The organism is Pseudomonas sp. MF6747, from assembly GCF_963890955.1.
In the GTDB taxonomy this organism is placed as follows: Bacteria; Pseudomonadota; Gammaproteobacteria; order Pseudomonadales; family Pseudomonadaceae; genus Aquipseudomonas.
The window spans coordinates 123480-135975 of record NZ_CAWPSZ010000023.1; the positions used below are offsets into that span (position 1 = coordinate 123480).

11 protein-coding genes are annotated in these 12496 nt (G+C 61.0%); 5 read left to right on the forward strand and 6 right to left on the reverse strand.

Features of this window, described 5'->3' with window-relative positions; genetic code table 11:
* Positions 1-160: 160 nt before the first annotated feature.
* Positions 161-553: a peptide-methionine (R)-S-oxide reductase MsrB gene (msrB, locus tag AACW30_RS19460; protein WP_106576810.1), complete on the reverse strand. Its 393-nt coding sequence runs from the start codon at positions 551-553 to the stop codon at positions 161-163.
* A gap of 202 nt (positions 554-755) precedes the next feature.
* Here msrB and AACW30_RS19465 point away from each other — a divergent pair, with 202 nt between their 5' ends.
* Positions 756-1967, forward strand: coding sequence for a pyridoxal phosphate-dependent aminotransferase (locus AACW30_RS19465; RefSeq protein WP_017136168.1), 1212 nt, complete (start codon positions 756-758; stop codon positions 1965-1967).
* A 304-nt stretch (positions 1968-2271) separates the two neighbouring features.
* On the forward strand, positions 2272-3159 hold the full coding sequence (gene htpX, locus AACW30_RS19470) for a protease HtpX (RefSeq protein ID WP_106576811.1): 888 nt from the start codon (positions 2272-2274) through the stop codon (positions 3157-3159).
* A 628-nt stretch (positions 3160-3787) separates the two neighbouring features.
* On the opposite strand, the gene AACW30_RS19475 is transcribed toward htpX, so the two are convergent.
* Complete coding sequence (locus AACW30_RS19475) at positions 3788-4444, reverse strand: thiopurine S-methyltransferase (protein WP_200623082.1); 657 nt, start codon at positions 4442-4444, stop codon at positions 3788-3790.
* 104 nt (positions 4445-4548) lie between these two features.
* Between AACW30_RS19475 and AACW30_RS19480 the strand changes: the two genes are divergently transcribed.
* The gene (locus tag AACW30_RS19480) at positions 4549-5316 is read left to right on the forward strand and encodes a DODA-type extradiol aromatic ring-opening family dioxygenase (RefSeq protein ID WP_200623084.1); all 768 of its coding nucleotides are present in this window, start codon (positions 4549-4551) and stop codon (positions 5314-5316) included.
* 198 nt (positions 5317-5514) lie between these two features.
* On the opposite strand, the gene AACW30_RS19485 is transcribed toward AACW30_RS19480, so the two are convergent.
* Positions 5515-7188 (reverse strand): DEAD/DEAH box helicase, encoded by a 1674-nt coding sequence (locus AACW30_RS19485; RefSeq protein WP_017136163.1) that lies wholly within the window; start codon positions 7186-7188, stop codon positions 5515-5517.
* Positions 7189-7609: 421 nt separating this feature from the next.
* Here AACW30_RS19485 and AACW30_RS19490 point away from each other — a divergent pair, with 421 nt between their 5' ends.
* Positions 7610-8401, forward strand: a complete 792-nt coding sequence (locus AACW30_RS19490) for a crotonase/enoyl-CoA hydratase family protein (RefSeq protein WP_106576814.1) — start codon at positions 7610-7612, stop codon at positions 8399-8401.
* A gap of 117 nt (positions 8402-8518) precedes the next feature.
* On the opposite strand, the gene AACW30_RS19495 is transcribed toward AACW30_RS19490, so the two are convergent.
* On the reverse strand, positions 8519-9274 hold the full coding sequence (locus AACW30_RS19495) for a spermidine synthase (protein ID WP_106576816.1): 756 nt from the start codon (positions 9272-9274) through the stop codon (positions 8519-8521).
* Between the two features lie 124 nt (positions 9275-9398).
* Here AACW30_RS19495 and AACW30_RS19500 point away from each other — a divergent pair, with 124 nt between their 5' ends.
* Entirely contained in the window at positions 9399-10745 is a 1347-nt protein-coding gene (locus AACW30_RS19500; protein WP_078047560.1) for a class II 3-deoxy-7-phosphoheptulonate synthase, read from the forward strand.
* 189 nt (positions 10746-10934) lie between these two features.
* Here the strand turns inward: AACW30_RS19500 and AACW30_RS19505 are convergent, their stop codons facing one another.
* Positions 10935-12152, reverse strand: a complete 1218-nt coding sequence (locus AACW30_RS19505; protein WP_200623086.1) for a winged helix-turn-helix domain-containing protein — start codon at positions 12150-12152, stop codon at positions 10935-10937.
* A 45-nt stretch (positions 12153-12197) separates the two neighbouring features.
* On the reverse strand, positions 12198-12404 hold the full coding sequence (locus tag AACW30_RS19510; protein WP_234452476.1) for a DUF1127 domain-containing protein: 207 nt from the start codon (positions 12402-12404) through the stop codon (positions 12198-12200).
* Positions 12405-12496: the final 92 nt, after the last annotated feature.

The window sequence follows — 12496 nt, forward strand, 5'->3', positions numbered from 1 at the left end:
GATGAGGCCCTATTTGCTCACATCAATCCCGTCATCCACGCTCGATACAACAGTGGGAGCGGGCTTGCTCGCGAATGCGGTGTGTCAGCCAGCTCATTGGTCACTGACACACTGCATTCGCGAGCAAGCCCGCTCCCACATGTGGAGGGTGCTGCCTGCCCTAGCGCGGGACGAGATCCAGGCACACTGAGTTGATGCAGTACCGCAAACCCGTCGGCGGCGGACCATCCGGGAACACATGCCCCAGGTGCGCATCGCACTTGGCGCAGGTGACTTCGGTGCGGACCATGCCGTGGCTGACGTCGCGGATCTCGATCATCGCGCTGTCGGCAATCGGCGCATAGAAGCTCGGCCAGCCGCAACCGGAATCAAACTTGGTGCTGGAATCGAACAGCGGCTCATTGCAACAGATGCAGTGATACACACCGTCGGTCTTGGTTTCGTTGTATTTGCCGCTGAAAGGGCGCTCGGTGCCCTTGAGACGACACACCTGATACTGCGCGGGGTCGAGCATGTCCCGCCACTCATCCAGGGTTTTCTGCAACTTATCCATCAATCCACCTCTGCAACTGAAAAAGCCTGATCTGTATCTTTTCCACGGAACAGGCGGCACGTATGATTGCGCCTCTTCAAAACGCCAGTCTGGCACCCGCGCTACCGGCATTCAAACGTATTTATGGGTGCAGGCCTCGCAGGATTCGCAGTACGGTAGTGTCCACGCCGTCTGGATCGTTCATTTTCAGGATCACATCGCCATGCAGGTCAGCAAATCGAACAAGCTCGCCAACGTCTGCTACGACATTCGCGGCCCAGTGCTCAAGCACGCCAAACGCCTGGAAGAGGAAGGCCATCGCATCCTCAAGCTGAACATTGGCAACCCGGCGCCGTTTGGTTTCGAAGCGCCGGACGAAATCCTTCAGGACGTGATCCGCAACCTGCCGACCGCCCAGGGCTACAGCGATTCGAAAGGCTTGTTCAGCGCGCGTAAAGCCGTGATGCAGTACTACCAGCAGAAGCAGGTGGAAGGTGTCGGCATCGAAGACATCTACCTGGGCAACGGCGTGTCCGAGCTGATCGTGATGTCCATGCAGGCCTTGCTCAACAACGGCGACGAAGTGCTGGTGCCGGCGCCCGACTACCCGCTGTGGACCGCTGCCGTGACCCTGGCTGGCGGCCACCCGGTGCACTACCTGTGCGATGAAGGCGCCGACTGGTTCCCGGACCTGGCCGACATCAAGGCCAAGATCACGCCGAACACCAAGGCCCTGGTGATCATCAACCCGAACAACCCGACCGGCGCCGTGTACTCCAAGGAAGTGTTGCTGGGCATGCTCGAGCTGGCACGCCAGCACAACCTGGTGGTGTTCTCCGACGAGATCTACGACAAGATCCTCTACGACGACGCCGTGCACATCTGCACCGGCTCCCTGGCGCCGGACCTGCTGTGCCTGACCTTCAATGGCCTGTCCAAATCCTACCGCGTGGCGGGTTTCCGCTCCGGCTGGATCGCCATCTCCGGGCCCAAGCACAACGCCCAGAGCTACATCGAAGGCATCGACATGCTGGCCAATATGCGCCTGTGTGCCAACGTGCCGAGCCAGCATGCAATCCAGACCGCCCTCGGCGGCTACCAGAGTATCAACGACCTGGTGCTGCCCCAGGGCCGCCTGCTGGAGCAGCGCAACCGCACCTGGGAGCTGCTCAACGCGATCCCCGGCGTCAGCTGCGTGAAACCCATGGGCGCGCTGTATGCGTTCCCGCGGATCGACCCGAAAGTCTGCCCGATCCTCAATGACGAGAAATTCGTGCTCGACCTGCTGCTGTCGGAAAAGCTGCTGGTGGTACAGGGAACGGCGTTCAACTGGCCGTGGCCGGATCACTTCCGCGTGGTGACATTGCCGCGAGTGGATGACCTGGACATGGCCATTGGTCGCATCGGCAACTTCCTCAAGTCTTATCGCCAATAACGCACATGCCGCCGTACGACCGACATTCGGTCGTACGGCGAGTATCTGGCAACACTTCTCTACGCTGCGCGCCCTCCTCCCAGCCGCTGCACGCCACGGACCGGTCAGCCTCCTATAATTACGGGGTGCGAAGGCTTGAATGGGGTGATCGCGGTGAGCTTTTCGGCTCGGAAAATCCTTTCAAGGCTCTACATTCAGGCTGTAGGACACAGTTTGAAATAGTCGCTCGGTTGAATCGCCCCAGGCCGCACCTTATATACCCCGCAGTACGCGACATATTAAGCATGAGGAGAATTCTACAACCATGATGCGCATCCTGCTGTTCTTGGCCACTAACCTGGCGGTCGTGCTGATTGCCAGCATCACCCTGAGCCTATTCGGCTTCAACGGGTTCATGGCGGCCAACGGGGTTGATCTGAACCTCAATCAGCTGCTGGTCTTCTGTGCAGTCTTTGGTTTTGCCGGCTCGATCTTCTCGCTGTTCATCTCCAAATGGATGGCGAAGATGAGCACCAGCACCCAGGTCATCACCCAGCCACGCACCCGCCATGAGCAATGGTTGCTGCAGACCGTTGAGCAGTTGTCCCGCGAGGCTGGCATCAAGATGCCTGAAGTCGGGATCTTCCCGGCGTATGAGGCCAACGCCTTTGCCACCGGCTGGAACAAGAACGACGCCCTTGTTGCGGTGAGCCAGGGCATGCTCGAACGCTTCTCCTACGACGAAGTGAAGGCGGTACTGGCTCACGAGATCGGCCACGTGGCCAACGGCGACATGGTCACCCTGGCGCTGGTACAAGGCGTGGTGAACACCTTCGTGATGTTCTTCGCGCGAATCATCGGCAACTTCGTCGACAAGGTGATCTTCAAGAACGAAGAAGGCCGCGGCATTGCCTACTTCGTGGCGACCATCTTTGCCGAGGTGGTGCTGGGCTTCCTGGCCAGCGCGATCACCATGTGGTTCTCGCGCAAACGCGAGTTCCGCGCGGACGAAGCCGGTGCCCGCCTGGCCGGTACCGGGGCGATGATTGCAGCACTGCAACACTTGCGCTCCGAACAAGGCCTGCCAGTGCACATGCCGGACAGCCTGACGGCGTTTGGTATCAACGGTGGCATCAAGCAAGGTTTTGCACGCATGTTCATGAGCCACCCGCCGCTGGAAGAGCGGATCGACGCACTGCGTCGCCGGGGCTGATAGCTGCGCGGTAATACATAAAGGGGCGATCTGATCGCCCCTTTTTTTGTGGGTGCGTGCTGGGTACAGAGAAGATGGGCGCCGCTCTTACAGCGGGTCACTTCGCAAAAGCACCAAAGAAGCTGAACTTACCCACTGTGGGAGCGGGCTTGCTCGCGAAGGCGGTGGGTCAGTCAACTCATGTGTAGCTGACCCACCGCCTTCGCGAGCAAGCCCGTTCCCACATTGGGTTCTCAGTGCATCAGGTAGAAGTGCGTTGCTGTGCTGTTGATCTGCTTTTGCTTCCACCACTCAGGTCGGCTACCACGCCGCCGTGCTCTGCTTTTGACTTTGAGCTGACAGGCCCCGTCAACCACGCTGGCCGAACGCAGGCTTGAAACCGCGGCTAACCCGCCAGGACGCCGGGTTAGCCGTGTTGGGCCAGGGACGGCCCATCCCGGCGGCCCAATGATTCAAACGGAGCGAGGCACCAAGTGGTGGGGCGAAGACCTTTTGGTTACTTTTGGCTGGGCCGGCATTCCGGGCGTTTGCCAAAAGTGACCCGCCGTAAGAGCGCAACCGCCAGCGGCCGTGACCGCACCAACGGATATGCACTCAATCACCCGAAAGAAACCAGCCAGCGCAACAATCAACCCTTTGTAACCCGATAAATCCGCTCTTCCAGCCGCGTGACCCCGTCCTGCACAAACTTCCAACTCTCGCCCAGGATGTCCTGCTCTTCCAGCACCTGCACAGACCAATGCCCCCCCAGCAACAGCTTCACCTCTTCATCAGCGACGGCAAACGGCGGCCCGGCCTTTTGTGTCTGATCGTAGTCGAGGGTGATCAGCAAACCCTGACAGCCCGGACGCAACAAGGCGTTCAGATGCTCGGCGTACTGCGCCCGCATCAACGGCGGCAACGCGATCAGTGCTGCGCGATCGTAAAGCGCGGAGCAATCGGCCAGCGCTTCGGCGTCCAAGGCAAAGAAATCGCCGCACCACACCTCGATCAAGTCTGCCCGGTACACCTTGAACACGCCACGCTGACTGATCCTGGGCAACAGCCCTTGCTCACTGAAAAACGCCTCCACCGCCTGCTCGGACAGCTCCACACCCAACACGCGATACCCCAAGCTTGCCAGCCACATCAGATCCAGGCTTTTGCCGCACAACGGCACCAACACCTTTGCCCCTTCAGCCAAGGCCAGTTTTGGCCAGTGGCGCTGCAGGTAGGGGTTGACCTCGGGCAGATGAAAACCAATCTGGTTGCGTGCCCAACGCTCTTGCCAAAACTTAGGCTCCATGGAATCACCCTGAAAATTCGATCAAAAGGCGCTAAAACTTATATTAGATTTAGATCAATGATCTGATTGAAGATGGTCCCATATTAACGCTCAGGACCCCTTTTATGTTCCCCAGCCTGTTTATCTCCCACGGTTCGCCCATGCTCGCCCTGCAACCCGGTGCCAGCGGCCCGGCACTCAAGCGCCTGGCGGCCGAACTGCCACGGCCAACAGCCATTGTGGTGGTCTCGGCGCACTGGGAAAGCCAGGGCCTGCTCGTTACTGGCAGCGCCGCGCCCGAGACTTGGCACGATTTCGGCGGCTTCCCACGGGAATTGTTCGCCGTGCAGTACCCCGCACCCGGTGACCCGCAATTGGCAGCCCTGATAATCGAACTGCTCAAGGCTGATGGCCTGGAGGCGTGCATCGATGATCAGCGCCCGTTCGACCATGGCACCTGGGTGCCCCTGTCACTGATGTACCCGGCAGCCGATATCCCGGCGGTGCAGGTGTCGTTGCCCAGCCGCATGGGCCCTGCCCTGCAGACCCGAGTCGGGCATGCGCTGGCCGGCCTGCGCGAACAAGGTGTGCTATTGATCGGCTCTGGCAGCATCACCCATAACCTGGGCGAGCTGAACTGGCAGGCCGGGCCTGAGAGCATTGAGCCTTGGGCGCGCGATTTCCGCGACTGGGTAGTGGACAAACTCGCTGCCAACGACGAGGCGGCCTTGCACGACTATCGCCGCCAGGCGCCGCAAGCCGTGCGCAGCCATCCGAGTGAAGAGCACCTGTTGCCGCTGTATTTTGCGCGGGGCGCGGGTGGCGCATTCAGCGTGGCGCACCAGGGGTTCACCATGGGTGCGCTCGGGATGGACATCTACCGCTTCGGCTAACACAGATCTAAAGGTGGGAGCGGGCTTGCTCGCGAATGCAGGGTGTCAGTCACCGGGAATATTGACTGATCCACCGCATTCGCGAGCAAGCCCGCTTGTGACTTGATCGAGTACTGGTCCAAACCTGAAATCTAGGCAAAAAAAATCCCCGAACCAGTCGGGGATTTTTTTTGTGCGATCAATCAGCCCAAAGGCGGATCAATCTTCGCGGTAGCGACGCAGCTTCAGCTGCTTACCGGCAACGCGTGTGTCTTTGAGCTTGGCCAGCAGTTTTTCCAGACCGTCTTCCGGCAGCTCCACCAGGGAGAAGCTGTCACGCACCTGGATACGACCGATCGCTTCACGTGCCAGGCCACCCTCGTTGAGGATAGCGCCCAGCAGGTTCTTGGCCGCGATGCCATCACGCGCGCCCAGCGCGGTACGGCAGCGAGCACGGCCTTCAGCCAATGGAACCGGAGCACGACGCTCACGATCACCACGGTCTGGACGGTCGCCAGTACGCTCTGGACGATCACCGCGCGGAGCGTTGTTCGGCACCAGTGGACGTTCTTTTTCGATCGCAGCCAGGGTCAGGGCCTGACCGTTGGTAGCCTTGCGCAGCAGGGCTGCAGCCAGGGCACGCGGGGTGCAACCGATATCGGCGGTCAGGCGGTCCAGCAGATCGCCGTGGGTCGATTCAGCGTCAGCCACCAGCGGCGACAGGCTGTTGGTCAGTTTCTTGATGCGAGCATCGAGAACGGCCTGGGCATCCGGCAGGCGGACTTCGGCAACTTTCTGACCGGTTACACGCTCGATCACTTGCAGCATGCGGCGCTCACGCGGAGTCACCAGCAGCAGTGCACGACCTTCGCGACCGGCACGGCCGGTACGGCCGATACGGTGGACGTAGGACTCTGGGTCGTACGGCATGTCAACGTTGAACACGTGGGTGATACGTGGAACGTCGAGGCCACGGGCAGCAACGTCGGTCGCCACAACGATGTCCAGACGGCCATCCTTGAGGGAGTCGATCACGCGCTCACGCTGGTTCTGGGCGATGTCACCGTTCAGCGCAGCGGCTTTGTAGCCTTTGGCTTCCAGGGCACTGGCCAGGTCCAGGGTCGCTTGCTTGGTGCGCACGAACATGATCAGGGCGTCGAAGTCTTCGACTTCCAGCAGGCTCAATACAGCCGAGGTCTTCTGGTCAGCGTGAACCAACAGGTGAGCCTGTTCGATCGCGGTAACGGTCTGAGTCTTGGTCTGGATCTTCACGTGTTGCGGATCGCGCAAGTGGCGTTCGGCAATGGCACGGATCGACTGTGGCAGGGTGGCCGAGAACAATACGGTCTGACGGGTGGGTGGCAGCGCCTTGAAGATGACTTCCAGGTCATCCATGAAGCCCAGCTTCAACATTTCGTCAGCTTCGTCCAGAACCAGGTGGTTCACGGTCGACAGCACTTTTTCGTCACGACGCAGGTGGTCGCACAGACGGCCCGGAGTGGCGACAACGATCTGTGCGCCGTTACGGATTGCTTTAAGTTGTGGGCCCATAGGCGCGCCGCCGTAAACGGCCACAACGGTTACGCCTGGCATTTGCTTGGCGTAGGTTTCAAAAGCGGTTGCTACTTGCAGCGCCAACTCACGGGTTGGCGCCAGGATCAGGGCTTGCGGCTCGCGCTTGGCAGGATCGATGCAGTGCAGGATTGGCAGGGCGAACGCGGCGGTTTTACCGGTACCGGTTTGCGCTTGGCCAATCATGTCTTGGCCGGCCATGATGATCGGGATCGATTGCTGCTGAATAGCCGAAGGTTCTTCGTAGCCAGTCGCGATGACGGCAGCAAGAATGTTCGGGTTAAGATTAAAAGCGGCGAAGCCGCCGGTTTCCTGGGTCATGGGTCTGCCTCTAAGTGCATCCGCAAAGACCCATGCTCCAAAGCTGCGCATGCCGTGTTGAGACTCAAGAGTCGCCCTGGCTGCTTTGTCGGCGGGGATTTGCGAAAACGAATGAATGAAAAAGATTCGTCAAGGAAGAGTCCGCTGTGCGGACGTGCAGCCGAAGCTGACTTCGGGGAATTGCGCTACCTAAACGCGGCCCGGTTAAAGGCCGGCGCGCACTATACCGGAAATAGCTGAAAAAGGGAGCTTTTTTTATCGCAAAGCGCCGATAAACCGCGCTGCATCAAAGCCTTTGCGGATCGCCGCGCCAGGGTCTATTTTTCAAAGGCCCGGCCCTGTTGGTCATAACGCTTAAACGGTTCACCTGCCCATCAAGACCTTTGGTCTGAAACCCACCCAAGCCCTGAGGGCACACCCGATGAATCAAGCCAGCAGCAGTCGCGTCAGCCGTGAGTTACAGGGCCATGTCCTGCTGTTGGGTCTGGACCGAGTGGCCAAGCGCAATGCCTTTGATCTGGATCTGCTCAATGAGCTGAGCCTGGCCTATGGTGAATTTGATCGAAACGACGAGGCGCGAGTGGCCGTGGTGTTTGCCCACGGCGACCACTTCACCGCCGGGCTGGACCTGGCCAATGTCAGCGGCGTGATGTCCGGAGGCTGGCAACCGCCACTGGGTGGCTGCGATCCATGGGGTGTGTTCGCCGGGCCGCGGGTCAGCAAACCGGTGATCGTCGCGGCCCAGGGCTATTGCCTGACCATCGGCATCGAGTTGATGCTGGCAGCCGATATCAATATTTGCGCGAGCAACACGCGCTTTGCGCAAATGGAAGTCCAGCGTGGAATCTTTCCGTTCGGCGGCGCGACCTTACGTTTTCATCAGGTGGCCGGCTGGGGCAACGCCATGCGCTGGTTGCTCACTGGCGATGAATTTGATGCACACGAGGCGCTCAGGCTGGGCTTGGTGCAGGAAGTGATGGCCAGCGAAGACTTGCTGCCCCGCGCCATCGAACTTGCCAACCGCATCGCGCGCCAGGCGCCACTGGGCGTGCAGGCGACGCTGACGTCGGCCCGCCAGGCGCGCATGCAAGGTGAAGCGGTCGCGGCGGCAGGGTTGCAGCCGTTGGTGGAAAAGCTGCTGAACAGTGAAGATGCCAAAGAGGGCGTGCGGGCGATGGTTGAGAAGCGCCCGGGGGTGTTCAAGGGGATTTGAGTGGACAGTGTCGGCCTCATCGCGGGCAAGCCCGCTCCCACATTTGTACGCGTACATCCTTTGGAATGCGGTCGAATGTGGGAGCGGGCTTGCTCGCGATGAGGCCAGAACAGGCAACTACGTTGCCGGCCGAATAGCCTTGATCAACGCCTGCAACGAGTACCCCAACCGCGGCGCCAAAGCGTCGGCACGCGCCGTCAGCGCACCCAGGTCCAGTGCCTGATCCAGCTCCGAAGGCACCAGCAGAATCACATTGCCCTCCTTCACCGGCAGCTCCCAGTAATGCCGGTGATACAACCCGCGCAACAACGCCGCACCCAGTGGCTTGCCATCATCGGTTGCCCACTGGTTGATGACCAGCCAGCCGCCGGGGTTGAGTTTCTTCTGGCAGTTTTCCAGGAAGGTCCAGGCCAGGTGCCCCACGCCCGGGCCGACATCGGTGTAGAGGTCGACGAAAATCAGGTCGGCCGATTCGGCGCTATCGAGCAACTGCAGCGCGTCGCCGATGCGGATGTACAGGCGCGGATCGTCATCCAGCCCCAGGTACTCAATGGCTAGGCGCGGCACATCCGGGCGCAGCTCAATGGCCTCGACGTCTTCCAGCGGCAGGAACTTGAGGCACGCCTGGGTCAGCGTGCCGGCGCCCAGCCCGAGGAACAGCGCACTCTCCGGTTGCTCGTGGCACAACGCGCCAATCAGCATCGCGCGGGTGTAGTCGTACTCCAGCCAACTCGGGTCGGCGGTGAATACGCAGCTTTGCTCGATGGCGTCGCCAAACTCGAGAAAGCGGTAATCGGCCACTTCAAGCACGCGGATCATGCCGAAGTCATCATGGACTTCGGCCAGCAGGCGCTCGACACGCTCCTCGGTCATCACTACTCCTAAAGGGTTTACCGCACGGCAAAGGCGCGATTGTCGGCCAACCGGCGGCAACAGGTCACGCACTAATTGCTGATAACATTGGCGCCCCACCGTCAATCAACCAATCGAGTTCACGATGAGCCAACCCTGGAGCCCCGACAGCTGGCGCGCCCTGCCGATCCAGCAACAACCCCAGTACCCGGACGCTGCGCACTTGCTGCAAGTGGAGCAGAACCTGGCCAGCTACCCGCCGCTGGTGTTTGCCGGGGAAGCCCGCGAGTTGCGCCGTCAGTTTGCCGAAGTGACCCAGGGCCGCGCGTTCCTGCTGCAGGGCGGTGACTGCGCCGAAAGCTTTGCCGAGTTCTCTGCGGCAAAGATCCGCGACACCTTCAAGGTGCTGCTGCAGATGGCAATCGTGATGACCTTCGCCGCCGGCTGCCCGGTGGTGAAAGTCGGGCGCATGGCCGGCCAGTTCGCCAAGCCGCGCTCGGCCAACGATGAAACCATCGACGGCGTCACCCTGCCCGCTTACCGTGGCGACATCGTCAATGGCATCGGCTTTGACGAAAAAAGCCGCGTGCCGGACCCGGACCGTCTGCTGCAGTCTTACCACCAGTCCACCGCCACGCTGAATTTGCTGCGCGCGTTTGCCCAGGGCGGATTTGCCGACCTGCATCAAGTGCACAAGTGGAACCTGGACTTCATTGCCAACTCCGCACTGGCCGAAAAATACAGCCAGCTGGCCGACCGTATCGACGAAACCCTGGCCTTCATGCGCGCCTGCGGCATGGACAGCTCGCCGCAACTGCGCGAAACCAGCTTCTTCACCGCCCACGAAGCGCTGCTGCTCAACTACGAGCAAGCCTTCGTGCGCCGCGACAGCCTGACCAACGACTACTACGACTGCTCGGCGCACATGCTCTGGATCGGCGACCGCACCCGTCAGTTGGACGGCGCCCACGTCGAATTCCTGCGCGGGGTGAACAACCCGATTGGCGTGAAGGTCGGCCCGAGCATGAACCCCGACGACTTGATCCGCCTGATCGACATTCTTAACCCGGACAACGACCCCGGCCGCCTCAACCTGATCGCGCGCATGGGTGCCGGCAAGGTGGGCGACCACCTGCCCAACCTGATCCGCGCCGTGCAGCGCGAGGGCAAGCAGGTGCTGTGGAGCTCGGACCCGATGCATGGCAACACCATCAAGGCCAGCAGCGGCTACAAGACCCGCGACTTTGCGCAGATTCTGGGCGAGGTGAAAGAGTTCTTCCAGGTGCATCAAGCCGAAGGCTCGTATGCCGGCGGGATTCACATCGAAATGACCGGGCAGAACGTCACCGAATGCATCGGCGGCGCGCGGCCGATCACCGAAGATGGCTTGTCGGACCGCTATCACACCCACTGCGACCCGCGGATGAATGCCGATCAGTCGCTGGAATTGGCGTTTTTGATTGCCGAGACTTTGAAACAGGTCAAACGCTGAGACTTGGGCGAGCGGGCCTGTTGTGGCGAGCGGGCTTGCCCCGCGTTGGGCTGCGAAGCAGCCCCAAAACCAGCCACCCCACCCGCCCAGGCATACCGCAGCGGCCGTACTGGGGCGGCTTCGCCACCCAACGCGGGGCAAGCCCGCTCGCCACAGGCAGCCCGATTCAGCTCAAAAGCCTTCCACCCCTCAGGTTTGCAACATTGCCACTCTTAAGCGGGCGGCACTTGGCCGCTGGCAGTTGAGCTGGACCTGTTCCAGCCCCAGCCAATCAGCCATCTGCCGCAGGTTCAAGGCCAACGCCTGCATCCCCTCCTCGTCCAGCCCCGGCTCTTCTTCGTGCACTGCATGCACGGCGAGCCGCCCATGGGCGCGTTCGGCGCGCAGGTCGACACGCGCGGCGATCCGCTCATTGTGCAAAAACGGCAGCACGTAATAGCCGTACACCCGCTTGTCTTGCGGGGTATAGATCTCCAGACGGTAGCGAAAATCAAACAATCGCTCGGTGCGGCTGCGTTCCCAGATCAGCGAGTCGAACGGCGACAACAAGGCGCTGGCCGGTACCTTGCGCGGCACCTTCGGTTCCGGCAGGCAGTAGGCCGGTTGCTTCCAGCCCTGCACCTCACACATCCGCAATAGCCCATCCTCGACCAGCTCGGCCAACCGGCCACGGCTGTCGGCAGGGTCCAGGCGGAAATAATCGCGCAGATCTTTTTCTGTACCGACGCCCAAGGCAGTCGCGCTGTGCAGCAGCAGACCGCGCAGGGCCTCGGCCTCGCTCACCGTGGCCAGAAGGATGTCGGCAGGGATGACGCGCTCGGGCAAGTCATAGAGCCGCTCAAACCCACGCCGCCCCGCCACCGTGACCAACCCCGCGGCAAACAACCATTCCAGTGCGTGCTTTTCATCACTCCAATCCCACCACGGGCCGGCGCGTTCCTCACGGGTAGACAAGCTGCCAGCACCCACCGCGCCCTGTTGCTCGACGGTCTGCAGCACGCGCTGAACAGTGGCTTGCTGCTCGCGCCCGAACCGCGCCATTTGCGCATAAATCCCCTGGCCCTGCCTGGCCCGCTCCATGCGCCAGCGCATCAACGGGTACAGCGCCATGGGCAGCAACGAGGCCTCATGGCCCCAATACTCGAAGAGCGAGCGCCGCCGCCCCTGGCTCCAGGCAGCTTGTTCGAGGATCAGCGGGGAGTACTGGCCAAGGCGGGAAAACAGCGGCAGGTAATGCGAGCGCACCACGGCATTGACCGAATCGATCTGCAGCACACCCAAGCGCTCGATCAAACGATTGAGGTGCGTGGCCTTGATCAGTGCCGGCGCCTGGCGCCCGGAAAAACCCTGGGCCGCCAGCGCCATGCGTCGAGCGTGCTTGAGTGAAAAAGACAGGTCGGCGGGCATGAGTCTCTCCGTGTGGGCTCGCCGACTACCCTACTGCATTGCAGATTACTTTCGCAGCGGGTCTTGCCAGAAATGCAGGTGACTGTCCTGCTCCACATCGCCCCGATTGAGCCCGATATCCTTGAGCGCATCGTCGCTCAAACTCGCCAGCGCCTGACGCTCATGGTGCAGTGCCTGCCAACGGGCAACCCGCTGAAAAAATCCGGAAAACGGACGTTTCGTCATCAACACAAAACCTTTCTGACCTTTCATCTTCTCGCCCTCCAATGGGGATGACGAGAGTGTGTGCCTGGCACTATGATCAATCCAACGAATGTTTCTTATGTAATACATCTCGGAGATTG